The following is a 24,509-nucleotide window of genomic DNA, read 5'->3' as shown; positions in this document are numbered from 1 at the left end:
CCCGTCACCCGGTCGTCGAGATTTGCCCCTCACCCTAACCCGCTCCCCGCGCGCGAGGAGAGGGGACGTGCCCACCGAAACGCCCGTGGTCATGGTTGCGAATGCGGCCACCGCGAGTCCCTTCTCCCCGCCTGCGGGGAGAAGGTGCCGGCAGGCGGATGAGGGGCATTGCGAGACAGCTGATACCGCGCCCGAAGCGCGTGACATTGAGGACATGTGAATGACCTACGACTACATCATCACCGGGGCCGGTCCGGCCGGCTGCGTGCTTGCCAATCGTCTGAGCGAGGATCCGGACGTCAGGGTGCTGCTGCTCGAAGCCGGCGGCGGCGACTGGAATCCGCTGTTCCACATGCCGGCCGGCTTCGCCAAGATGACGAAGGGGGTCGCCAGTTGGGGCTGGCACACGGTGCCGCAGAAGCACATGAAGGGCAGGGTGCTGCGCTATACCCAGGCCAAGGTGATCGGCGGCGGTTCTTCCATCAATGCGCAGCTCTATACCCGCGGCAATGCGGCCGATTACGACCTCTGGGCGAGTGAGGAGGGCTGCGCCGGCTGGGACTATCGCAGCGTGCTTCCCTATTTCAAGCGCGCCGAAGACAATCAGCGCTTCGCCGACGACTATCATTCCTATGGTGGCCCGCTCGGCGTTTCCATGCCGGTTTCGGCGCTGCCGATCTGCGACGCCTATATCCGCGCCGGGCAGGAACTCGGCATTCCCTACAACCACGACTTCAATGGCAAACAGCAGGCGGGCGTCGGCTTCTATCAGCTGACGCAGCGCAACCGCCGCCGGTCCTCCGCCTCGCTCGCCTATCTCTCGCCGATCAGGGATCGCCCGAATCTGACGGTGCGCACCGGTGCCCGCGTCGCGCGCATCGTGCTCGAGGGCAGGCGCGCCGTCGGGGTGGAAGTCGCGACGAAGAGGGGCGTCGAGATCATCCGCGCCGATCGCGAGGTGCTGGTCTCGTCGGGTGCGATCGGCTCGCCGAAGCTTCTGTTGCAGTCCGGTATCGGCCCGGCCGATCACCTTCGTTCCGTCGGCGTCGAGGTCAGGCACGATCTCGCCGGTGTGGGCGGCAATCTCCAGGATCATCTGGATCTCTTCGTCATCTCCGAATGCACCGGCGATCACACTTACGACGGCGTCGCCAGGCTGCACCGCACGCTCTGGGCCGGGCTGCAATATGTGCTCTTCCGCTCCGGCCCGGTTGCCTCGTCTCTCTTCGAGACCGGCGGCTTCTGGTATGCCGATCCGAATGCCCGCTCGCCGGACATCCAGTTCCATCTCGGCCTCGGTTCGGGCATCGAGGCCGGCGTCGCGCGGCTCAAGAATGCCGGGGTCACACTCAATTCCGCCTATCTGCACCCGCGCTCGCGCGGCACCGTCCGGCTCTCCTCGGCCGACCCGACGGCGGCGCCCCTGATCGATCCGAACTACTGGGAGGATCCGCACGATCGGCAGATGTCGCTCGAAGGTTTGAAGATCGCGCGGGAAATCATGCAGCAGCCTGCGCTGAAGCCCTTCGTCCTCGACGAACGTTTGCCGGGCAAGGACGTGTGCACCGAGGAGCAGCTCTTCGACTATGGCTGCGCCAACGCCAAGACCGACCACCACCCGGTCGGCACCTGCAGGATGGGGACCGACGCGGCGGCGGTGGTCGACCTGGAGCTCAGGGTTCGCGGGATCGAGGGGCTGCGCGTCTGCGACAGCTCGGTGATGCCGCGGGTCCCGTCCTGCAACACCAACGGCCCGACGATCATGATGGGCGAGAAGGGGGCCGACATCATCCGCGGACTGCCGCCGCTGGCCCCGGCCGTGTTCCAGCACGAGCGTAACGACGCGCGCCCCCGGGCGCGCGCGGAGGTCCGCTGAAGGAGCGATCGGGCGTTGCAGTTTCGGACGGCCGATCGAAAAACGTTGCGGCGGCTGAAGGCGGCGTTCAAGGTGCCTCCCTATCCAGAAACTTCGGTCTGATTCCATGACGTCAATAGAGCCGCGCCCTTTTCTCATATCGCTTTTCGAGGCCGCCGTTGCCGCGGCCGATCCTGAAGCCGCCATTCGGGCGCACCTTCCGGCGCGGCCGAAAGGCCGCACGATCGTGGTCGGCGCCGGCAAGGCCGCGAGCCAGATGGCGGCCGCTTTCGAGCGGCTCTGGGACGGGCCGCTTGCAGGCGCCGTCGTTGCCCGCCACGGACCCGTTGAGAAATGCGAGCGGATCAGGGTCCTGCAATCGGCTCACCCGGTGCCGGACGAGGCGGGGCTTGCCGCGTCCTCGGCGCTCCTCGAAACCGTCGGGGGACTGACGGCGGATGATCTCGTGGTGGCGCTCATTTCCGGCGGAGGCTCCGCTCTTTTGCCGGCCCCGCCCGGCGGCTTGACCCTGGAGGACGAGATCGCCGTCAACAAGGCGCTGCTTGCCTCCGGAGCGCCGATTTCCGCCATGAATGTGGTGCGCAAGCATGCCTCGCGGATCAAGGGCGGGCGGCTTGCACTTGCCGCCGCCCCGGCGCGAGTCGTGAGCCTCGTCGTCTCCGACGTGCCCGGCGACAATCCGGCCTTCGTCGCCTCCGGCCCGACGGTGGCCGACCGGTCCAGTCTCGAAGAAGCGCGCGAGATCGTCGCGCGATACGCTATCGCCCTGCCCGAGCGGGTGACGGCGCATCTCGCTTCCGAAGCGGCGCGGGCACCCCGGCCCGACGATGCTGCTTTCGGCGGCAACGAAGTGCACGTCATCGCCTCGGCGGCCGTTTCGCTGGAAGCGGCGGCGGCACGGGCGCGGGAAAGCGGCATCGAGGCGATGATCCTGTCGGATGCGATCGAGGGCGAGGCGCGCGACATCGGCCGTATGCATGCGGCGCTCGCGCGGGAAGTGGCCTCGCGCAACCGTCCCTTTTCGAAGCCGGTCGTGCTGCTTTCCGGCGGCGAGACGACGGTGACGATCTCCGGCGAAAGTTACGGAAAGGGCGGACGCAACAGCGAATTCCTCCTGTCGCTCGCGCTCGACATCGACGGCATCGGCGGTATCGATGCGCTTGCCGCCGACACCGACGGCATCGACGGATCCGAGGACAATGCCGGCGCCTTTGCCGACGGCGCAAGCGTCGGCCGGATGCGGGCGGCAGGCGCCGATCCCCGCGCTCACCTCGCGCGCCATGACGCCTGGACGGCCTTCGCGGCCAGCGGCGACCTCTTCGTACCCGGGCCGACGGGGACGAATGTCAATGATCTGCGGGCGATCCTGATACGCTGAAGCGGCGCCTGGATGAGTGCGAGAATGCCCCCTCCAAGGCGTCGGGAGGGGGCATTTAAACTATCTCAAGCGCCGTTATTTCACCCGCTTCAACGCATCGGCAAGGATCGAGACGATCTCGCCGAAATGCTGCTTCTCCGCGATCAGAGGCGGCGAAAAGGCGATGATGTCGCCGGTGACGCGGATTAGCAGGCCCCGCTCGAAGCAATCGACGAAGACGTCATAGGCGCGAGCGCCGGGCGCGCCGTCGCGCGACTGGAGCTCGATGCCGGCGATGAGGCCGATGGTGCGGATGTCGATGACATGCGGCAGGCCTTTCATGGAATGCATCGCCTCGTGCCAGTCGCCCTCGATTTCGGCGGCGCGCGTCATCAGGCCTTCGTCGCGATAGATGTCGAGCGTGGCGATGCCGGCGGCACAGGCGGCCGGATGGCCGGAATAGGTATAGCCGTGGAAGAGCTCGATCTGGCCTTCCGGGCCGTGCATCAGAGCGTCGTGCACCTTGCGGCTGGCAAAGACAGCGCCCATCGGGATCGCGCCGTTGGTAAGCCCTTTGGCGGTGGTGACGATGTCCGGCGTGACGCCGAAATAGTCGGTCGCGAAGGCCGCACCGAGCCGGCCGAAACCGGTGATCACCTCGTCGAAAATCAGGAGAATGCCGTGCTTGTCGCAGATCGCGCGCAGCCGCTCGAGATAGCCCTTCGGCGGGATCAGCACGCCGGTCGAGCCGGCGACGGGCTCGACGATGCAGGCGGCGATCGTCTCGGCGCCGTGGAGCGCCACGAGCCTTTCGAGGTCGTCGGCAAGCTCGGCCCCATGCTCCGGCTGCCCTTTGACGAAGGCGTTCTTCGCCGGGTCATGGGTGTGGCGCAGATGGTCGGACCCGGGAAGCTGCGGGAAGACGCGGCGGTTGTTGACGATGCCGCCGACGGAGATGCCGCCGAAGCCGACGCCGTGATAACCGCGTTCGCGGCCGATGAGGCGGGTGCGCGTGCCTTTGCCGATCGAACGTTGATAGGCAAGTGCGATCTTCAGCGCTGTGTCCACGGATTCCGAGCCCGAGCCGGTGAAGAACACCCGGTCGAGCTTGGCGCCGACCGGGCCGGGCGCGATCTCGGCCAGCCGCTCGGCGAAGTCGAAGGCGATCGGATGTCCCATCTGGAAGGACGGCGCGAAGTCCATGGTCGAAAGCTGCCGCTCGACCGCGGCGGCGATCTGCCGGCGGCCGTGCCCGGCATTCACGCACCAGAGGCCGGCGGTGCCGTCGAGAACCGTCCGGCCGTCGACGCTGGTATAGTGCATGCCCTCAGCGGCGGCGAGCAGCCGGGGCGCCGCCTTGAACTGACGGTTGGCGGTGAAGGGCATCCAGTAGCTGTCGAGAACCGGAGCGTTGGGCTTGTTGTGGGCGTTCATGGCATCCTCCTGTCGTTAGCTGATTGACGCCATGATTTGGATTTCCGAACAAGTCCTTTTCTAGAGCCATCTAAGCCATTGTATTTACATAGGTCAGTTTGCTAGAATTTCGCTATTTCAAACAAGGTCAACACCGGGGTTCGCTATGAGCGTCGATATCGGCAACCGCCTGCGGCATGTTCGGCTGAGGCACAAGCTTTCCCAGCGCGAACTCGCCAAGCGGGCGGGGGTTACCAACTCCACCATCTCGTTGATCGAATCGAATGCATCGAACCCCTCGGTCGGCGCGTTGAAGCGTATCCTCGACGGCATTCCGATCGGCCTTGCGGAGTTCTTCTCCTTCGAGCCGGAGAAGCCGCGCAGGGCTTTCTATGCGGCGGAGGAGCTGGTGGAGATCGGCAAGGGACCGATTTCCTACCGCCAGATCGGCGACAACCTTTTCGGCCGCAGCCTTCAGATACTGAAGGAGTGCTACCAGCCGGGCGCGGATACCGGCAAGGTGCCGCTGGTGCATGAGGGCGAGGAAGGCGGGATCGTGCTTTCAGGCCGGCTGGAAGTGACCGTGGACGACGAGAGGCGCATCCTCGGGCCGGGTGATGCCTATTATTTCGAAAGCCGGCGCCCGCACCGCTTTCGCTGTATCGGGCCGGTGCCCTGCGAAGTGATCAGCGCCTGTACGCCGCCGACGTTTTGACCGGGAGAGAACGCCCCTCCCACCTGTGGGGAGGGGTTGGGGAGGGGGCCTTCTGAGGCGACTCCCGCCCTTCGCTTACGCAAGCCGCTCGCAGGCCGCCGCGATACGTTCGAGCGCCTCTTTCAGCTCCGCCTCCGAGGTTGCATAGGAAATGCGGAAAAAGGGTGAGAGGCCGAAAGCCGAGCCCGGGACGACGGCGACATGGGCGTCTTCCAGAAGATAGGCGCAGAAATCCGTATCCGTCTCGATCCTCTTGCCCGATGGCGTCACCTTGCCGAGAACGCCGGCGCAGCCGGAGAAAGTGTAGAAGGCGCCCTCGGGAACGCGGCAGTCGAGGCCGTCGATCGCGTTCAGGCCGTCGACCACGAGATCGCGGCGGCTCTGGAAGCTGGCTGTCCGTTCTTTCAGAAAGTCCTGCGGTCCGTTCAGCGCCGCGACCGAAGCCGCCTGGCTTATCGAAGAGGGGCAGGAGGTCGCCTGGCTCTGGACGACGGCCATCGCCTTGATGAGCTCGCGCGGGCCACCGGCATAGCCGATCCGCCAGCCGGTCATCGCATAAGCCTTCGAAACGCCGTTTACGGTCAGCGTGCGGTTCTTCAGGCCCGGCTCCAGCTGCGCCGGGGTGACGAAGCGGAAATCGTCATAGACGATGTGCTCATACATGTCGTCGACGAGCAGCCAGACATGCGGGTGCCTCAGAAGTACCTCGAGCAGCGGCCGGTAGTCGGCCGCACTGTAGGCGGCGCCCGACGGGTTGGAGGGCGAGTTCAAGAGCACCCATCGGGTCCGCGGCGTGATGGCCGCCTCCAGCTTCTCCGCCGTCAGGCGGAAGCCGGAAGAGGCGTCGCAGGCGATCAGAACGGGCTTGCCCTCGCAGATCTGGACAATGTCCGAATAGGAGGTCCAATAGGGCGTCGGAATGATGACCTCGTCGCCCGCATCGAGCGACGCCATCATGGCGTTGAAGAGGATCTGCTTGGCGCCGGTCGCGACCGTGATCTCGTCCAGCTCGTAGGCCAGCGCGTTCTCGCGCTGGAATTTCTCGCGGATCGCCTTCTTCAATTCCGGCGTGCCGTCGAGTGCGGTGTATTTCGTTTCGCCGCGGTGGATCGCATCCGAGGCGGCCTGCTTCACGTGTTCCGGCGTGTCGAAATCCGGCTCACCGGCGCCGAGGATGATCACCGGCTTGCCTTCGCGCTTCATGGCGGCGGCGCGGGCGCCGATCTTCAGGATTTCCGAAACGCCGATCGAGGAAATCCGCGAGGCGGGCTGAAAGCCCGCCTCCTTGACCGTTGCATTGATGGTCATGGCCGATCCTGTTCGATTATTCGATGTCGAAAGAGACGCCCTGCGCCAGCGGCAGAGCCTTCGAATAGTTCACCGTGTTGGTGGCGCGCCGCATATAGGCCTTCCAGGCGTCGGAGCCGGATTCGCGGCCGCCGCCGGTCTCCTTTTCGCCGCCGAACGCGCCGCCGATCTCGGCGCCGGAGGTACCGATGTTGACGTTGGCGATGCCGCAATCCGAGCCGTCGGCTGCGAGGAAACGTTCCGATTCCTGCATGTCACGGGTGAAGATCGAGGAGGAAAGCCCGGCCGCAACCGCATTGTGCTCGGCGAGCACCGCGTCGAAGTCGCTGTACTTCATGACGTAGAGGATCGGCGCGAAGGTTTCTTCGAGAACCGGGCCTTCCTGCTTCGGCATTTCGACCAGTGCCGGCTTGACGTAATAGCCGTTCTCGTGGCCGAGCTCGACGCGCTCGCCGCCGGTGACGGCACCGCCATGGCTCTTTGCCTCGGCGATCGCCTTCTGCATCCCGTCGAAGGCCGCCTTGTCGACGAGCGGCCCGACGAGTGCGGCCGATTCCAGCGGGTTGCCGACGGAGACCGACTGATAGGCCTTCTTCAGGCGCGGCACGAGCTGGTCGTATACGCTTTCATGGACGAAGAGGCGGCGCAGGGTCGTGCAGCGCTGGCCGGCGGTGCCCATAGCCCCGAAAGCAATGGCGCGCAGCGCCATGTCGAGGTCGGCGGACGGGCAGACGATGCCCGCATTGTTGCCGCCGAGTTCCAGGATCGCACGAGCGAAGCGCTTGGCAAGCCGCGGACCGACCTCGCGGCCCATGCGGGTGGAGCCGGTCGCCGAGACCAGCGGCACCTTCGGATGGTCGACGAGGGCCTCGCCGATTGCACGGTCGCCGATCAGGACCTGCGACAGGCCTTCCGGAGCGTCGCCGAAACGGGCGATGGCGCGTTCCAGGATCACCTGGCAGGCGAGCGCGGTGAGCGGCGTCTTTTCCGACGGCTTCCAGACGACGGCGTCGCCGCAGACGAGCGCGAGCGCCGCATTCCACGACCAGACCGCGACGGGGAAGTTGAAGGCGGAAATGATGCCGACGACACCGAGCGGGTGCCAGGTTTCCATCATCCGGTGACCGGGACGCTCGGTGGCGATCGTCAGGCCGTAGAGCTGGCGGGAAAGGCCGACGGCGAAATCGCAGATATCGATCATCTCCTGCACTTCGCCGAGGCCCTCGGACGGGATCTTGCCGGCTTCGATCGAGACGAGGCGGCCGAGATCGGCCTTGAAGGCGCGCAGTTCCTCGCCGAGAAGCCGGACGAGCTCGCCGCGCTTCGGCGCCGGCACGAGACGCCAGACGCGGAAAGCCTCGTCGGCCTTCTCGATCTTCCTGGCGGCTTCAGCGGCAGACACGGTCTTGAGACTGGCGATCATCTCGCCGGTGACCGGGCTGAAGGACGTCATGTCGCCGCCGGTGTAGAGGTCCTTGGCGACGCCCATTTTCTCGAGGAGCGCGGCTGCCTCGCTCGCGACGTCGATTTTCTTGGCTGCAATGTTCATGTGGTGACTCCCGTCTTGTAGCTGGCGCGATGACCTAACCGAAGCGCACGCTGCCGAGCTTGCCCGGCGAGGTGAGCGTCGTGAGGCCGGCCGCCATGTTCTTCAATTTTTCCGGCGTGTAGAGATCGTAATAAGCCTGATTACGGCGGCCGAGCGCATGTTCCGCGCTGAAGCTGCCGTGATATTGCTCGACCGCGACTGCAAAGACCCAATCGCGCAGACGCTGCTCGAAGGTCGCATCGTTCAGTAGCGGACTATCCTTTGCGACGACCAGGTTGAAGTGAACGCCGCCGTCGCCGATATGGCCGAAATCGCAGACCGTGACGCCCGGAAATTTTTCCGGCATTTCCGCCTTCATATGGTCGCAGAAGACCATGATGTCACCCCTGCGGAAGGAGAGATCGAAGGCGATCAGCTTGCCGAGGTGTTTTACGCCCTCCGAAAGCGCATGGCGCAGCGCCCAGATCTCGTGCGGCGGGCCGACGAGTGCATCGGCGAGCGGCGCCTCTTCCATCTCCCATATCTCCGCGAGCACGCTTTCGAGAACCGCGTCGAGCGGCTGCTCGCCCTCGCGCGGGCTCGAGGTGCGGGAGATTTCGGCAAGGATGACGTAGTCGGGGACCTTGCCGCCCTGGAAGGGGTTCTTCAGCGCCGGCACATGGGCGAAGGCCGCGGCGATCGCGTTCCCCGACATTCCCTCGAAGGCCGAGAGATAGGCGCCGAGCCGCTCTTCCATGGCCTTCAGGAGCGGCAGGACATGCGCGCCGCTCGCCGGCACCAGGAAGGCGGTCGCCGTCTGCTTCGGCAGGCGCTCGAGATTGAGCACGCATTCGGTGACGATGCCGAAGGCGCCCGAGGTGCCGATGAAGATCTGCTTCCAGTCGATGCCGGTATTGTTCTTGCGCAGGTCCGAGCCGAGGTCGAGCACCGTGCCCGCTTCGTCGGCGAGGACCACTTTCAGACCCAGCATGTTGCGGCGCACGTCGCCATATTTGAGGAAGCGCGAGCCGCCGGTATTGGTGGCGGTCATGCCGCCGATCCGAGGGTCGGCGCCGAGATCGATCGGGAAGAACAGGCCGTGTTCCTCCAGCCGCCGGTTGAGCTCGGACAGGCGAAAGCCGGCGTCGACGCGCACGGAGCGATTGTCGACGTCGAGCGCGAACTGGCGGGTCAGCCGGTCGAGGCTGACGACGACCTCGCTGCCCGACTCGTCCGGCGTCGACCCGGAGACCAGGCCCGTATTGCCCGACTGGGGGATGAGGGCGATGCCGCTGCGGACGCAGTAACCGACGGCGGACGAGACCTCTTCCGTCGTTGCCGGACGCAGGACGGCCGCCGCGCGGCCGCGGTCGTAGCGTGCGCCGGTCTCGTAAGCCTCCATGTCCTCCCGACGCGTGACGACGCCCTTGTCGCCAAGGAGCTTCGTCAATGCGTCGATATGGTGCTCGTCAATCATCGCCGGCGTATCACTCCGCTGCCATGGCGGCGGTAAGCGCCTTGAGGCAGCCTTCGATCGATGCCTGCTCGATGCCGGCATAGTGGTCGAATTCGTTGAGTACGGCGACGCCGAGATCGGTCTCGAAGCGCTTCTGGTTCGGGCTCGCCTCGAATTCCTGCTGCGCACCGTCGCCGAGGTTCGACTGGAAGATACCGGCGGCGCTGACGGGAAGGAAGTCCTCATAGACGATCGGATCGAACCGAATGAGGCCGTCGGCGATCAGGGAATTGAGATCGCGCCGGCCCGGCAGCTTCGTCCGCCGGCCCTTCTCCGTCAGGGAGTAGCTGAAATAGCCGAGGCCCGCCTGGCGGATTTCCGCCCAGCTGTCGGGGAAGGCCTCGAAGACCTGGGTCAAGGCCGCTTCGTATTCTCTGGCGTTTGAACCATCGGCGGCCGGACGTACGATCTTGCGCGATTCGTCGAGCAGCCGGTCGTAGAGACCGCGGCCCTTCGGCGTCAAGGCGATGCCGCGCTGCTCGATCTCGCCGAAGCGGGCGGTATGCGAGCCGGTCCTCCATCCGCCATCGGTGCTACGGAAGGAAACCGGCTCTTCGAGCGCCTTGAAGGAGGTCTGGCGAAGCAGGACCGGGCACTTGCGTGTCGGCGGCCCTTCGACCACGGCCTTCGGGGCAATGCCATATTCCGGCATCAGCGCCTGGACGCGGTCGATGTCGAGCGTACGTGGCGTCAAATGGTTGATATGCGGCCCCTTGAAGGAGACCACGTCGGCGATCAGCCGGTGCGCATCGTGCAGGCGCTCGTACATGTCGGCGCTGACATTCGCCTCGTCGTGCCAGCGGAAGGTCTCGAGCACTTCGGCGACGAAACGCTCGGCATCGGCCTTGTCGAGGCCGCCATCGCGCTCGGCCTTTTCGGTAAGATCGACCGCACCGGATGTGAAGATCCGGCGCTCTTTCAGGATCGCCTCCGCCTCGGCGCGAAGGGCCTCGTCGGCAATGAGGTCGAGCCTCAGAAGCGAGGTGAAGACGCGGAAGGGGTTGCGCTTCAGGGCCGCGTCTCCAACCGGCCGGAAGGCCGTGGAGTGGACCGGCACCCCGGCGGTCGACAGATCGTAGTAGCCGACCGGATACATGCCCATCACGGCAAATACACGGCGCATCATCGAAAGCTCCGCCGGCGTGCCGAGACGGATCGCGCCGTGACGCTCCTCGGAAATGCGTTCGAGCGAATCCGTCGCCTCCAGCCTCTCCTTGAGGGTGGCGTCGACCGAGAGCGTTTCGCCGTTGACCCTTGCGACGAGCTCCATCAGCGTGCCGTAGGCGGGTACTTCTTCGCGGTACATCAACGACATCGCAGCGGAAAAGGCCGCGCGGATATCGTCGGCGGATACGAAACTATTCTCTTTCACTGGGGCTCGCCTCGCGCTATGGATGAAGGACAAGGTCATTCTTAATTCTGATCATATCGGAAGGCTGTGAGCTTGGATCGCGCTGCTTCTGACTATGTTGATGCGAGGCTGGAATGAAGTTGAGCCGCCGACTGGTTCCCGACGTGACGACGCTGCAGGCCTTCGAATGCGCGGCGCGCCATGGCAGTTTCACCCAGGCCGCCGCGGAGCTCAATCTCACCCAGAGCGCCGTCAGCCGTCAGATCAAGGATCTCGAAAACCAGCTGGGCGTGCTGCTCTTCGAGCGGGTGCGCCAGCGGGTCATTCTTTCCGATGCGGGACAGAAATTCCTGCCCGAGGTGCGCCGGCTTCTGAACCAGACCGAAGAGCTGATGGTGCGCGCCATGGCGTCGGCGCGGGCCGACTCGAGCCTCTCCATCGCATCGCTTCCGACCTTCGGCAGCCGCTGGCTGGTGCCGCGCCTGCCCGATTTCCTGAGGCGCCACCCGGGCACCGTCGTCAATATCGCCTCCCGTTCGGAGCCGTTCGACTTCGAAGAGCAGAACTTCGACCTCGCGATCCATTACGGCCAGCCCGTCTGGGCGCGCGCCATTTGCAACTATCTCTGCAGCGAAGTCATCGTGCCGGCCGCCAGCCCGACCCTCCTTTCGATGCATCCGGTGGAGGCGCCTGCGGACATCGGCGGCGGCCCGCTGCTGCATCTGGCGACGCGGCCCAAGCTCTGGGCGCAATGGTTCGAGGTAAACGGCGTCGAGCAGGACGGCGCCTATCGCGGCAACCGCTTCGATCAATTCTCGATGGTAATCGAGGCGGCGACTGCAGGTCTCGGTTTTGCCCTTTTGCCTCGCTATCTGATCGAGCAGGAACTTACCGCAGGCACCCTGCGGATCGTTCTCGATCGACCGATGCAGACGGAGAACAGCTATTATCTCGCCATTCCGGAAGGCAAGCTCGAAAATCCGATCAGTCGCGCTTTCCGGGAGTGGATCACCGAACAGGTCGGTGATCGGTCGCAGTAGCAAGTCCGGTTGAGGGCCTACGATCTCAGCCTGCGGATAGGCTTACACCAGGAAGGGGCGGACTTTGACAGAGATATCCATCGAATCGAGGGAACTCGCCGGCAAGCCCGGCCCCTCGCGCTACGGGTCTCCGGAGCCGGCTGCGGGCGATGCTCGCATTCCTTGCAAGCTGCTGACATCACGGCTAAAAAATGCCATCTTCATGCACCACGCGGCCGTGAAATCCAGCGCGCCGCCGGCTTTGCGTTCGGCGCCTGCCTTCACCGATACTCTCTTCCCGGGACAATGACGGCGAAGGAGGGCACATGACCGTGTCTAGAAACGCGCCGGCGCCGTCTGCATCCTCGGGGTCGCAGCCACACCGGCAGAACAACGACAACCGGGCCGATCAGTCCCGAGTGGAACCAGAATCCGTACCCATGCTCCAGAACACAACGCAGCCCAATTTACCGCGCGAACCGGAAGCGAAGCAGATCGACTACAACGATTCGATCCGCTCGACCTATTTCTCGATCGACGACCTGCGAGCATGCGGCGCGAGCCTCGCCGAACACGGCACTTCCGCTCTGCCGGGCTTCTTTCCGTTCGAATTTCGCGTCCGCCACCGGGAGAACGAGAAGGAAATCCTGCGCGTCTACCGGGCGACCGCGGCCGACGTGGAAGCCGGCGCCTCGATCACGCCTGCAGCCGAATGGCTGCTCGACAACCACCACGTCGTCGAAGAGGCGATCCAGGAGGTACGGCGCGACTTTCCACGCCGTTTCTACCGGCAACTGCCGACGCTATCGGTCTCCGGAACCGTCATCCCGCGCACGATGGCCCTTGCCTGGCTTTACGTTGCCCATACCCACAGTACCGTCACGCGGGAAAGCATCACCGCGATGGTGGAGGGCTTCCAGGAGCACGAGACCCTCAAGATCGGCGAATTGTGGGCGCTGCCGTCGATCCTGCGTTTCGTCCTCATCGAAAATCTGAGGCGCATCGCCATCCGCGTCGAGCGCTCGCGCGGCATGCGGCGGAAAGCGAACGAGGTCGCTGACCAGCTCATCCGGCTGAACGATCCGGAAGGCTGCCGGACGCTTCTGGTGGAGTCCGAGGCGCTTGCCGCCGATAACACCTTCATCGCACAGCTCCTTTACCGCATGCGTGACGGTTCCCAGAGTTCGGGTGCCGTCATCGCCTGGATCGAGGAGAGGCTGGAGAGGCGTGGCACCGACGTCGAGGAGGCGCTGGTAGCGGAGCAGAACCGCCTTTCGTCCGGCAACGCGACGATGAGCAATATCATCCGCAGCCTGCGCGAGATCGACGACACGGACTGGGCCGTCTGGTTCGAAAGCGTCAGCAAGATCGATGCGACGCTGCGCGAAGGGTCCGACTATGCGGCGCTCGATTTCGGATCGCGCAACACGTATCGCGACACGATCGAGAAGCTTGCCCGCCGGTCCGGCCACAGCGAGCATGAAGTCACGAAGATCGCGATCGAGATGGTCGAGGAGGCAAAGGCCGCCGCGGCCGTCGAAGCGCCTCTGCAGGAGCCGAATGTCGGCTCCTTCCTCGTCGGCAAGCAGCGCCTGGCCCTCGAGAAGAGGATCGGCTATTCGCCCTCGATCTTCCAGCACCTCATCCGGTCGGTCCGCAAGCTCGACTGGTTCGCCATAGCCGGGCCGAACATTCTCTTGACGATCCTGGCGATGATCGTCGTCTATGCCTTCGTCAGCCCGATGGATATTCCGAGCGGCGCGAAGCTGATCATGCTTCTGCTCTTCGCGCTGCCTGCCTCCGAAGGCGCGATGGGCCTGTTCAACACGGTCTTCACGCTGTTTGCCAAACCCTCGCGGCTGGTCGGTTACGAGTTTCTCGACGGAATACCCGAGGATGGACGCACGCTGGTCGTGGTGCCTTGCCTGATTGCCAAGCGCGATCATGTAGACGAGCTCGTGCGCAACCTCGAGGTTCACTATCTCGCCAATCCGCGCGGCGAGATCTATTTCGCGCTCCTGAGCGATTGGGCCGACAGCAAGTCGGAGGAGGCGCCTGCCGACACGGATGTTCTCGAATATGCCAAGCGCGAGATCGCGTCTCTCTCGGCCCGCTATGCCTATGACGGCAAGACGCGCTTCTTCCTGCTGCACCGCCGCCGCCTCTACAACGAGGCCGAGGGCGTGTGGATGGGATGGGAGCGCAAGCGCGGCAAGCTGCACGAGTTGAATCTGCTGCTTCGCGGCGACCGCGATACCTCCTTCCTTCAGGGCGCCAACACGGTGCCGGAGGGCGTGCAATATGTGATGACGCTCGACTCCGACACGCGTCTCATGCGCGACGCGGTGACCAAGCTCGTCGGCAAGCTCTATCACCCGATCAACCGGCCGGTCGTCAATCCGAGGACACAGGAGGTCGTGACCGGCTACAGCCTCCTGCAGCCGCGCGTGACGCCGTCGCTCACCACCGGCAGCGAGGCCTCGGCCTTCCAGCGCATCTTCACCATCAATCGCGGCATCGACCCTTACGTCTTCACCGTGTCGGACGTCTATCAGGACATTGCCGGCGAAGGCAGCTTCACCGGCAAGGGCCTCTATCACGTCGACGCCTTCGGGGCTGCTCTCAAGAGCAGGATCGAAGAAAATGCGGTGCTCAGCCACGACCTTCTCGAAGGTTCCTATGCGCGTTGCGCGCTGGTGACCGACATCGAGCTTGTCGAGGATTTTCCGACCCGCTACGAGGTCGAGATGTCGCGTCAGCATCGTTGGGCGCGAGGCGACTGGCAGCTCCTGCCGTACATCTTCAATCCGAAGAACGGCCTTTCGATGCTCGGGCGCTGGAAGATGTATGACAACCTGCGCCGCTCGCTCATTCCCGTCGCCTGGCTCGCCGCCTCGGTCATGGGCTGGTACTACATGGAGCCGACCCCGGCGCTGATCTGGCAGCTCGTGCTGATTTTCAGCCTGTTCGTCGCGCCGACGCTGTCGCTGATCTCCGGGATCATGCCGCGGCGCAACGACATCGTCGCGCGTGCGCATCTCCACACGGTGTTGTCGGACATCCGCGCCGCCAACGCGCAGGTCGCGTTGCGCATCGTCTTCATCGCGCACAATGCGGCGATGATGGCCGATGCGATCGTGCGCTCGCTCTATCGCACCTTCGTCAGCCGCAAGCTGATGCTCGAATGGCGCACCGCCGCGCAGGTGCAGAGCGCCGGCCACGGTTCGATCGGCGACTACTTCCGCGCGATGTGGACGGCACCGGCGCTTGCACTGGTGTCGCTGGCGCTTGCCGCCATCTCCGATACGGGGCTGCCCTTCATCGGGCTGCCCTTTGCCCTTATCTGGGCCGCCTCGCCCGCGGTCGCCTGGTTCGTGAGCCAGTCCGCCGAGACCGAAGACCAGCTCGCCGTTTCCGATGAGGCGATCGAGGAGATGCGCAAGATCGCCCGGCGGACATGGCGCTACTTCGAGGCATTCGTCACCGCCGAGCAGAACTTCCTGCCGCCGGACAACTTCCAGGAAACGCCGCAGCCGGTACTCGCGGAGCGCACCTCGCCGACGAATATCGGCGTCTATCTCCTGTCGGTCATGTCGGCGCGCTCCTTCGGCTGGATCGGTTTCGAGGAGACGATCACGCGCCTCGAGCAGACGATCGCCACGATCGACCGCATGCCGAAATATCGCGGCCATCTCTTCAACTGGTATCGCACGCGCGGGCTCGAACCGATGGAGCCGCGTTATGTCTCCTCGGTCGACAGCGGCAACCTCGCCGGACACCTGATCGCGGTCTCGTCCATGTGCCGCGAATGGGCCGAAGCGCCATCCGCCCACGTCCAGGGCAATCTCGACGGCATCGGCGACGTCGCGGCGATCCTCAAGGAGGTGTTGAGCGAGCTTCCCGACGATCGCAAGACCGTACGGCCGCTGAGGCGCCTGATCGAGGAGCGCATCGCCGGCTTCCAGAATGCGCTTGCGGCGGTCAAGCGCGAGCGCGAGTTCGCCTCCATCCGGGTGATCAACCTCGCGGTGCTCGCACGCGACATGCACAAGCTGACGGTCAATCTCGACCATGAGGTGCGCACCGTCCCCAGCGGCGAAGTGGCGACATGGGCGGGCTCGCTGGTGGCCGCCTGCGAGGCACATATCGCCGACGGCGTCTTCGACCTCGGTGCCATCGAGGCTCTGCGCCAGCGTCTGCTGGTGCTCAAGGAGCGCGCACGCGACATCGCCTTCTCCATGGACTTCAGCTTCCTGTTCCGGCCGGAGCGGCGGCTGCTGTCGATCGGCTACCGGGTCAACGCCAACGAGCTCGACGAGGCCTGCTACGATCTGCTCGCCTCCGAGGCGCGGCTGACGAGCCTTTTCGCGATCGCCAAGGGGGATCTGCCGACCGAGCACTGGTACAAGCTCGGCCGTCCGATCGTGCCGATCGGCGCGCGCGGTGCGCTCGTCTCCTGGTCGGGTTCGATGTTCGAATATCTGATGCCGCCGCTCGTCATGCAGGAGCGGCAGGGCGGCATCCTCAACCAGACCAACAATCTGGTGGTCCAGGAGCAGATCAATCACGGCCGTCGGCTCGGGACGCCCTGGGGCATTTCCGAGGCGGCGTTCAATGCGCGCGACCACGAGCTGACCTACCAGTATACGAACTTCGGCGTGCCGACGCTGGGTCTGAAGCGCGGCCTCGGGCAGAATGCCGTCATCGCACCTTACGCGTCCATTCTCGCCTGCATGTACGATCCGAAATCGGCGCTCGCCAACCTGGCGCGGCTCCGGGAGGTCGGCGCCCTTGGGGCCTACGGCTATCACGACGCCGTCGACTTCACGCCGACGCGCGTGCCGGAAGGGCAGAAATGCGCCGTCGTGCGCAACTATTATGCCCATCATCACGGCATGTCGGTCGCCGCGGTCGCAAATGTCGTCTTCAACGGGCAGCTACGCGAGTGGTTCCATGCCGACCCCGTCATCGAGGCCGCCGAACTCCTCCTGCAGGAGAAGGCGCCGCGCGACATCCCGGTCATGGCCGCCAAGCGCGAGCCGGAAGCGCTGGGCAAGGGCCAGGCCGATCTCCTGCGCCCCGAAGTCCGCGTCGTCGAAGACCCGATCAACCAGGATCGCGAGACGGTTCTGCTGTCGAACGGTCACTACTCCGTCATGCTGACGGCGACAGGGGCGGGCTATGCCCGCTGGAACGGCCAGGCGGTCACGAGATGGACTCCGGACCCGGTCGAGGACAGGACGGGGACCTTCATCTTCCTTCGCGACACGGTGACGGGCGACTGGTGGTCGGCGACGGCCGAACCCCGGCGTGCGCCGGGCGAAAAGACCGTTACCCGCTTCGGCGACGACAAGGCCGAATACGTCAAGACCGTCGGCGATCTGACAAGCGAGGTGGAATGCATCGTCGCCACCGAGCACGATGCCGAAGGCCGTCGGGTTATCCTGCTCAACACGGGTACGGAAGACCGGTTCATCGAGGTGACGTCTTATGCCGAGCCCGTGCTTGCCATGGACGATGCCGACAGCTCGCACCCGACCTTCTCGAAGATGTTCATCCGCACCGAGATCAGCCGTCACGGAGACGTGATATGGGTCTCGCGCAACAAGCGCAGCCCCGGCGATCCGGACATCGAGGTCGCCCATCTCGTCACCGACAATGCCGGCAGCGAGCGCCACACGCAGGCGGAGACCGATCGCCGGCGCTTCCTCGGCCAGGGCCGCACGATTGCCGAGGCGGCCGCATTCGACCCGGGCGCCACGCTTTCCGGTACCGACGGCTTCACGCTCGATCCGATCGTGTCGCTCCGTCGCGTCGTACGCGTGCCGGCGGGCAAGAAGGTGAGCGTCATCTTCTGGACGATCGCCGCCCCGGACAGGGAAGGCGTCGATCGGGCGATCGACCGTTACCGGCATCCGGAAACCTTCAATCACGAGCTCATCCATGCCTGGACCCGCAGCCAGGTGCAGATGCGCCATGTCGGGATCACCTCGAAGGAGGCCGCGAGCTTCCAGATGCTCGGCCGCTATCTCGTCTATCCGGATATGCACCTTCGCGCCGACGCGGAGACCGTCAAGACCGGGCTTGCCTCGCAATCGGCGCTGTGGCCGCTGGCGATCTCCGGCGATTTCCCGATCTTCTGCCTCAGGATCAACGACGACGGCGATCTGGGCATCGCCCGCGAGGCCTTGCGGGCGCAGGAATATCTGAGAGCTCGCGGCATCACCGCCGATCTGGTGGTGGTCAACGAGCGCGCCTCCTCCTATGCGCAGGATCTGCAGCACACGCTCGACTCCATGTGCGAGAATTTGAGGCTTCGCGGCCTTTCGGACGGCCCGCGCCAGCACATCTTTGCGGTGCGCCGGGACCTGATGGAACCGGAAACCTGGTCAACGCTGATCTCGGCATCGCGGGCCGTCTTCCATGCCCGCAACGGCACGATCTCGGATCAGATAGCCCGCGCCACATCGCTCTACTCCAAACCTTCCGAAAAGAAGGAGGAGGGCGCCGAGATGCTGCTGCCGGTGATACGGGAGACCGACGAGCCGGTGGCGGTCGAACTCGACGGCGGCGACCTGGATTACTGGAACGGTTTCGGCGGCTTTGCCGAGGACGGCCGCGAATATGCCGTGCGGCTGCGCGGAGGCGAGGCGACGCCGCAACCCTGGATCAACGTCATCTCCAACGAGCAATTCGGCTTCCATATCTCCGCCGAAGGTGCGGCCTTCTCCTGGAGCCGCAATTCGCGCGACTATCAGTTGACGCCCTGGACCAACGACGCGGTCGTCAATCGTCCGGGCGAGGCGATCTTCGTGCGCGACATGGCAAGCGGCGCGGTGCTGACGCCCTATGCCGCACTGTCGCGACGCAAGTCCGCCCGGTTCGAGACCCGTCACGGCCTCGGCTATTCGCGCTTTCTCAGCACGCAGGACGAGCTTGAGATCGAGGCCATGCATACGGTCCACAGGAGCCTTCCGGCCAAGCTCGTCCGGCTGACGATCCGCAACCGCAGTTCGGCCGCTCGCAAGTTGCGCATCTACGGCTACGCGGAATGGGTGCTCGGCAACAATCGCAGCCGTACCGCGCCCTTCGTCCTCAGCGAGTGGGACGAAAGCGCGAAGACGCTCGTCGCCACCAATCCCTACAGCATCGACTATCCGGGCCGGTGCGCGTTCTTCGCCAGCGACGGAGATATCGCCGGCTATACGGCGAGCCGGCGGGAATTCCTTGGCCGGGCCGGAGGAATCCTCGCCCCGCAGGCAGTGATCGCCGGCGCCGAGCTCACCGGATCGACGGATGTGGACGGGGATGCCTGCGCGGCGCTCGCGACGGATCTGACGATCGAGGCGGGCGTGGAGCGACAGGTCACCTTCTTCCTCGGTGATGCCGACAATTCCGATCAGGTGCGGGCGGTGCTGGAGGAACTCAGGGCGGACAGTTTCGACGTTGCGCTCGAGGCGGCGAAGGCGTTCTGGGGTGATTTCACCGGAGTCGTGAAGGTGGAGACGCCCGATCGCGCCTTCAACCACATGATCAACCACTGGCTTCCCTACCAGGCGCTCGGCTGCCGGATCATGGCACGCTCGGCCTTCTACCAGGCAAGCGGTGCCTTCGGTTTCCGCGATCAGCTGCAGGATACGCTTGCCTTCCTCATCCATCGGCCGGCGCTTGCCCGTGCGCAGATCCTCAATGCCGCGGCGCGGCAGTTCGTCGAAGGCGACGTGCAGCATTGGTGGCTGCCCGGCACGGACGCGGGCGTCCGCACGATGATCTCGGACGACGTGGTCTGGCTCGCTCATGCGGTTGCGCATTATTGCGCCGTCACCGGCGAGGAAGACATCCTCAAGGAGAAAGTTCCTTTCATCACCGGGCCGGCTCTGGAAGAAGGCCAGCACGACAGCTTCTACAAGCCGGATGTGGCCGACGAGGTGGGCGACGTCTACGAGCATTGCGCCCGTGCGGTCGATCTCGCCATTCGCCGGACCGGCGCCAACGGTCTGCCGCTCATTCTCGGCGGCGACTGGAACGACGGCATGAACCGTGTCGGGGAGGCCGGAAAGGGCACGAGCGTCTGGCTCGGCTGGTTCCTGGCAGGCACCCTGCGCGCGTTCCTGCCCTATGCCCGTGCCCGCAAGGACAAGCCGCGCCTGGCCCTATGGGAGCGGCATCTGGAAGCACTGAAGGATGCGCTCGAACAGGCAGGCTGGGACGGCGATTACTATCGCCGCGGCTATTACGACGACGGCACGCCGCTCGGATCGGCGGAGAACGGCGAGTGCCGCATCGATTCGATCGCGCAATCCTGGAGCACGCTTTCGGGAGAGGGCGACAAGGAGCGCTCGCTGCGCGCGATGGACGCGGTGATGGCGGAGCTCGTAGATCCCGAAAAGCGCATCATCCGGCTGTTCACGCCGCCGCTCGAGACGACGAAGCAGGACCCGGGCTACATCAAGGCCTATCCCCCGGGCGTGCGGGAGAATGGCGGGCAATATACCCACGCGGCCACCTGGGTGGTGCTGGCATTCGCCGCCCAGGAGCGGGCGGAAGAGGCCTGGCGCACCTTCAGCATGCTCAACCCCGTGTCGCATGCTCTCAGCCAGGAGGACGCCGAGCATTATCGTGTCGAGCCCTATGTGGTTGCTGCCGATATCTATGGAGAAGGCGCGCTTGCCGGCCGCGGCGGCTGGACCTGGTACACGGGCTCCGCCGGCTGGCTCTACCGCGCCGGTGTCGAGGGGATTCTCGGCATCCGCAAGCGGGGCGACAAGCTCTTGATCCGGCCCGTCCTACCCTCCGAATGGCCGGGCTATTCGGCCGAAGTGCGCGTGAACGGCACCACGCACCGGATTTCCGTCAGCCGCGATCCAAAAAGTGGCGAACCGGTCGTAAGCGTAAATAATAGTGTCACAGAAAACGCGCATGAAGGGGTTTTGCTGTAGCTGCCGGCTTGAAGCACGAGCTGAACCGGCTTTGTTTTCCTGGATCACGATGACTTGGATCGAACGACCCAAAGCAATCGTGATCCGATCCAACAAGTCGAGCGGAATGCAGGGCGCAAAACGGTACACACATTTCCTCGTCCCGCTCGGAGGCAAGGCCGGCTTTTCTTTGCCGTGTCAGGTTCGCCATTCATTCATGGCGTCGGCGCCGCCCGCATCGGGGCGGCACGGCGGCGCCGGTTTCAACAGGGGTGGGGCGGGGCGCCAAATCCCGGATATCAACGCGCATGCTGCAGAAGACCTTTGAGGGCGGCAACGATCAGAGAGGGGTCGCCCCTCCGATGCCGACCGGGCGCGACACACGCCTCGACGTTTTTCGGGCACTTTGCCTGCTGACCATCTTCGTCAACCATGTACCGGGCCAGTATCTCGAATATCTGACCCACAAGAACTTCGGCTTTTCCGATTCGGCGGAGGCCTTCGTGCTGATTTCCGGCCTGTCGGTGGGGGCGGCCTATTCCGGCAAGTTCCTGGCCGGCGGCCGGCTCGCCCTCACGCTGAAGATATGGCGGCGCGCCCTGGCGCTCTATGTCGCGCACATCATGACGAGCGTGGTGACGCTTGCGATCTTCGCCGGCGGCGCTCTCTATTTCGGCCGTCAGGAGTTGATCGGCGAGATCAACATCCGGCCGATCGTCGAGCAGACGGAGCAAGGGATCGTCGCCATGGTGCTGCTCGGGCACCAGCTCGGCTACAACAACATTCTGTCGATGTATGCGGTGCTGTTCCTGCTGCTGCCCGGGTTTCTGTGGCTGAATGCCGTGCGCCCCCGATTGCTGTTCGCGTTTTCCGCGACGCTCTGGCTCGCTGCCGGCTGCTTCAAAATGGTGCCCTATAACTTTCTCGACGACGGCTACTGGTTCCTCAATCCCTGGTCCTGGCAGTTCCTGTTCGTGATCGGCATTCTGTGCATGAGCCATGTGCGGCGGGGCGGGAGTCTCCCGCGGAGCCCCTGGCTTCTCGGCCTTTCCGTCGCCTATCTCGCGATTTCCGCCTTCTGGGTGCTGTTTTCCTGGTGGAACATCGATCTCTCCTTCGGCCTGCCTGCGGTGCTGACGGGCTTCGACAAGACCTTCCTGTCGCTGACGCGGCTGCTGCATGTGCTGGCGCTTGCCTATATTCTCGCAACCGTCCCCGTCTTCAGCCGGCTGACGCGGGTCGGAAGCAACCACCCCCTGGTGATGATCGGGCGCCATTCGCTTGCCGTCTTCATTTTCGGGACGATCCTCGCAATGGCGGGCCAGGTGCTGCTTCTCGTCACCGACCGGGACCGGATCATCGGCACGATCTTCGTCATCGGCGGCATCGGCCTGCACTTCGCCTATGCCTATTACCTCGAATGGCTGAAGGAGGTCTCCGTGGCGCCGCCGCTGAAGGCGGCGTGAGGGACCCTTATCCGCACGCCGGGAGGAGAGTCGCCCCCTCCCGGCGCGGCGGCGGTCATCACAGACCGCACAACCGTTCGATGATTTGCCCTGGCGCTCATGACGCTCGCGGATGTCGCGACCTTCCCGGTCACATAGAAATGCCCCGGAATCCGGGGGATTTCGTTGTAGATCCGGTGAGCGGTGAGGCGATCACGCCGCCGTAAGGCTCTTGCGGACATCCTCGTCCGTGAGGATACCGCTGGCGCGAAGCAGTGCCGCGAAGCGGCCGTTGCTCTGGCTGAGTTCGTGGAAGCCGCCCATTTCCACGATCCGGCCCTGATCCATGAAGATGACCAGATCGGCTTCCCGCACCGTCGACAGGCGGTGGGCGATGATGAAGGTCGTCCGGTCCTTGCGCAAGGCGTCGATGGCATCCTTGACGCGGGCCTCGGTCTCGACGTCGAGCGCGCTGGTCGCCTCATCGAGCACCAGGATCGGCGCGTTCTTCAGGATCGCGCGGGCAATCGCGACGCGCTGGCGTTCGCCGCCCGACAGCCGGTTGCCGCGTTCGCCGACGACCGTGTCGTAGCCATTGAGGCGGTCCTCGATGAAGTCGCTCGCGGCGGCGGCCTCGGCGGCTGCCATCACCTCGTCCAAAGAGGCGTCGTCACGGCCGAGGCGGATATTTTCGCCGATCGAGCGGTTCATGAGGCCGGCATCCTGGAAGACCGTGGCGATCGACCGGCGCAGCGATTTGCGGGTGACGGTCGCGATGTCCACGCCGTCGATCAGGATCTGGCCGTGCTTCGGCTCGTGGACCCGCTGCAGGAGGTTGACGAGCGTAGTCTTCCCGGCACCGGTCGGGCCGACGATGGCGATCGTCTGGCCGGCCCTGGCCTTGAACGAGACGTTGCGCACGCCTTGGGCGGAGTTTGCGAAGTCGAAGGAAATGTCCTTGAATTCGACCTCGCCGACGACACCCTTCAGTTCCCCGGCATCGGACGGCTCCTCGCGGTCCTGCACGGAATCCTCGAGCTGGAAGAAATCTTCGAGTTTGGCGCGCGCTTCGAAGATCTGGGTGGCGAAGGCCTTCATCTGGTCGAGGCGGCCGATCAGCAGATTGGCGAAGCCGATGAAAGCGATCACCTCGCCGACGCCGAGCTCGCCGCGCTGCACCAGAACGGTGCCGATGACGAGGATCGCCATCATCGAGATGGTCGAGGCAATACGGTTGAGGCCGCTCGCCAGAGCCCACCAGTCGAGCACCGGATACTGGGCCGACAGCAGGCGCTGCGTGAACTTCTTCAGCTCGCGCGTTTCAGCTTCGATGCGGTTGTAGCTGTGAACCACCGAAACGTTGCTGATCGAGTCGGACACGTGCGAGAAGACCGTGTGGTAATGTCCCTCGACGGCAGCCTGACCCTCCTTCGTGCGGCTCATCACGACCTTGCTGATCATCACATAGGCAGCACCGAGCACGACGAGGATGAGCGACAGACGGACGTCCATGGCAAAGGCGGTCGGAATGAGAAGCACGAGCGCCACTGCCGTCGCCAGATGCTGCCGCATGAATTCGAGCCAGAGACCGAAGAGCGTCTCGCAGGCTCGCAGGAGCGTGTGCAGCGCGTTCGAAGTGCCGCGCTGGCTGTGCCAGGAGAGAGGCATCGAGACGATCCGGCCGAAGGCTTCGGTCAGGAGCGAAGCGCGGCGACCGTGGGCGAGACGGTCCGCCTCGCGGGAAACGAGCACGAAGGCGATCGTATTGAAGACGCCGAAGCCCGCCCACAGGAGCAGCATCGGCGCGACGTCCTTCTGTGAGGAGATCGCGTCGATGATTCGGCCGAACAGAATCGGCTCCGCAATGGTGATGGCAGCCAGGACGATATTGGCTATGACGATCGCCCCGACGCGAAACTTGTGGACAGCAAGATACTGAAGCGCTCTTGCATACACCTGAAACAAGGACACTGTCTCACCCCTTTCGGGTATCGGAATTGGCGCCGCAACGGCACGATGCGGCGATGCGTTGCGTCTTGAACCGACGGCAAGATGATTTTCAT

General features: G+C 64.7%; 12 protein-coding genes. 6 read left to right on the top strand and 6 right to left on the bottom strand.

Annotation, left to right across the window (positions count from 1 at the left end; genetic code table 11):
* The first annotated feature begins 220 nt into the window (after nt 1-220).
* Both ACTJKL_RS15610 and ACTJKL_RS15605 read left to right on the top strand, forming a co-directional pair.
* The gene (locus ACTJKL_RS15610; RefSeq protein WP_440853245.1) at nt 221-1,876 is read left to right on the top strand and encodes a GMC family oxidoreductase; all 1,656 of its coding nucleotides are present in this window, start codon (nt 221-223) and stop codon (nt 1,874-1,876) included.
* A 106-nt stretch (nt 1,877-1,982) separates the two neighbouring features.
* Nucleotides 1,983-3,254, top strand: coding sequence for a glycerate kinase type-2 family protein (locus ACTJKL_RS15605; RefSeq protein WP_338283682.1), 1,272 nt, complete (start codon nt 1,983-1,985; stop codon nt 3,252-3,254).
* 75 nt (nt 3,255-3,329) lie between these two features.
* Here the strand turns inward: ACTJKL_RS15605 and aptA are convergent, their stop codons facing one another.
* Entirely contained in the window at nt 3,330-4,667 is a 1,338-nt protein-coding gene (aptA, locus tag ACTJKL_RS15600; protein ID WP_440853244.1) for an omega-aminotransferase AptA, read from the bottom strand.
* Nucleotides 4,668-4,812: 145 nt separating this feature from the next.
* Here aptA and relB point away from each other — a divergent pair, with 145 nt between their 5' ends.
* The gene (gene relB, locus ACTJKL_RS15595; RefSeq protein WP_018098737.1) at nt 4,813-5,361 is read left to right on the top strand and encodes a type II toxin-antitoxin system RelB family anti-toxin; all 549 of its coding nucleotides are present in this window, start codon (nt 4,813-4,815) and stop codon (nt 5,359-5,361) included.
* A gap of 75 nt (nt 5,362-5,436) precedes the next feature.
* Here the strand turns inward: relB and ACTJKL_RS15590 are convergent, their stop codons facing one another.
* The 4 genes from ACTJKL_RS15590 to hglS are packed head-to-tail and all read right to left on the bottom strand — an operon-like array spanning nt 5,437 to nt 11,085.
* Complete coding sequence (locus ACTJKL_RS15590) at nt 5,437-6,669, bottom strand: pyridoxal phosphate-dependent aminotransferase (RefSeq protein WP_440853243.1); 1,233 nt, start codon at nt 6,667-6,669, stop codon at nt 5,437-5,439.
* A gap of 16 nt (nt 6,670-6,685) precedes the next feature.
* Complete coding sequence (gene amaB, locus ACTJKL_RS15585; RefSeq protein ID WP_440853242.1) at nt 6,686-8,218, bottom strand: L-piperidine-6-carboxylate dehydrogenase; 1,533 nt, start codon at nt 8,216-8,218, stop codon at nt 6,686-6,688.
* 34 nt (nt 8,219-8,252) lie between these two features.
* Nucleotides 8,253-9,674 carry an FAD-binding oxidoreductase gene (locus tag ACTJKL_RS15580; protein ID WP_440853241.1) on the bottom strand — a complete coding sequence of 474 codons (1,422 nt, stop codon included), beginning with the start codon at nt 9,672-9,674 and terminating at the stop codon, nt 8,253-8,255.
* 10 nt (nt 9,675-9,684) lie between these two features.
* Complete coding sequence (gene hglS, locus ACTJKL_RS15575; protein WP_440853240.1) at nt 9,685-11,085, bottom strand: 2-oxoadipate dioxygenase/decarboxylase HglS; 1,401 nt, start codon at nt 11,083-11,085, stop codon at nt 9,685-9,687.
* 113 nt (nt 11,086-11,198) lie between these two features.
* Between hglS and ACTJKL_RS15570 the strand changes: the two genes are divergently transcribed.
* The 3 genes from ACTJKL_RS15570 to ACTJKL_RS15560 all read left to right on the top strand — a co-directional run bounded on the left by ACTJKL_RS15570 (nt 11,199) and on the right by ACTJKL_RS15560 (nt 22,467).
* Nucleotides 11,199-12,104, top strand: a complete 906-nt coding sequence (locus ACTJKL_RS15570) for a LysR family transcriptional regulator (RefSeq protein WP_018098742.1) — start codon at nt 11,199-11,201, stop codon at nt 12,102-12,104.
* 419 nt (nt 12,105-12,523) lie between these two features.
* Nucleotides 12,524-21,022 carry a cyclic beta-(1,2)-glucan synthase gene (gene ndvB / locus ACTJKL_RS15565; protein WP_440853239.1) on the top strand — a complete coding sequence of 2,833 codons (8,499 nt, stop codon included), beginning with the start codon at nt 12,524-12,526 and terminating at the stop codon, nt 21,020-21,022.
* 287 nt (nt 21,023-21,309) lie between these two features.
* Nucleotides 21,310-22,467, top strand: a complete 1,158-nt coding sequence (locus ACTJKL_RS15560) for an OpgC family protein (RefSeq protein ID WP_018098744.1) — start codon at nt 21,310-21,312, stop codon at nt 22,465-22,467.
* A gap of 192 nt (nt 22,468-22,659) precedes the next feature.
* Here ACTJKL_RS15560 and ACTJKL_RS15555 read toward each other — a convergent pair whose 3' ends face one another.
* The gene (locus ACTJKL_RS15555; protein ID WP_440853238.1) at nt 22,660-24,417 is read right to left on the bottom strand and encodes a glucan ABC transporter ATP-binding protein/ permease; all 1,758 of its coding nucleotides are present in this window, start codon (nt 24,415-24,417) and stop codon (nt 22,660-22,662) included.
* Nucleotides 24,418-24,509: the final 92 nt, after the last annotated feature.

Origin of the sequence: Sinorhizobium sp. 22678 (assembly GCF_052044265.1) — a bacterium.
Classification (GTDB): Bacteria; Pseudomonadota; Alphaproteobacteria; order Rhizobiales; family Rhizobiaceae; genus Sinorhizobium; species Sinorhizobium meliloti_A.
Note: the sequence above shows the minus strand (reverse complement) of the source record. Positions and strands in the feature narration are given on the sequence as shown.

What these genes read in the sequence shown, in the direction of transcription:
- ACTJKL_RS15610 (WP_440853245.1), top strand. Translation starts at nt 221, where the DNA reads ATGACCTACGACTACATCATCACCGGGGCCGGTCCGGCCGGCTGCGTG.
- ACTJKL_RS15590 (WP_440853243.1), bottom strand. Translation starts at nt 6,669, where the DNA reads ATGACCATCAATGCAACGGTCAAGGAGGCGGGCTTTCAGCCCGCCTCG.
- ndvB (WP_440853239.1), top strand. Translation starts at nt 12,524, where the DNA reads ATGCTCCAGAACACAACGCAGCCCAATTTACCGCGCGAACCGGAAGCG.
- amaB (WP_440853242.1), bottom strand. Translation starts at nt 8,218, where the DNA reads ATGAACATTGCAGCCAAGAAAATCGACGTCGCGAGCGAGGCAGCCGCG.
- ACTJKL_RS15560 (WP_018098744.1), top strand. Translation starts at nt 21,310, where the DNA reads ATGCTGCAGAAGACCTTTGAGGGCGGCAACGATCAGAGAGGGGTCGCC.
- ACTJKL_RS15580 (WP_440853241.1), bottom strand. Translation starts at nt 9,674, where the DNA reads ATGATTGACGAGCACCATATCGACGCATTGACGAAGCTCCTTGGCGAC.
- ACTJKL_RS15570 (WP_018098742.1), top strand. Translation starts at nt 11,199, where the DNA reads ATGAAGTTGAGCCGCCGACTGGTTCCCGACGTGACGACGCTGCAGGCC.
- relB (WP_018098737.1), top strand. Translation starts at nt 4,813, where the DNA reads ATGAGCGTCGATATCGGCAACCGCCTGCGGCATGTTCGGCTGAGGCAC.
- aptA (WP_440853244.1), bottom strand. Translation starts at nt 4,667, where the DNA reads ATGAACGCCCACAACAAGCCCAACGCTCCGGTTCTCGACAGCTACTGG.
- ACTJKL_RS15605 (WP_338283682.1), top strand. Translation starts at nt 1,983, where the DNA reads ATGACGTCAATAGAGCCGCGCCCTTTTCTCATATCGCTTTTCGAGGCC.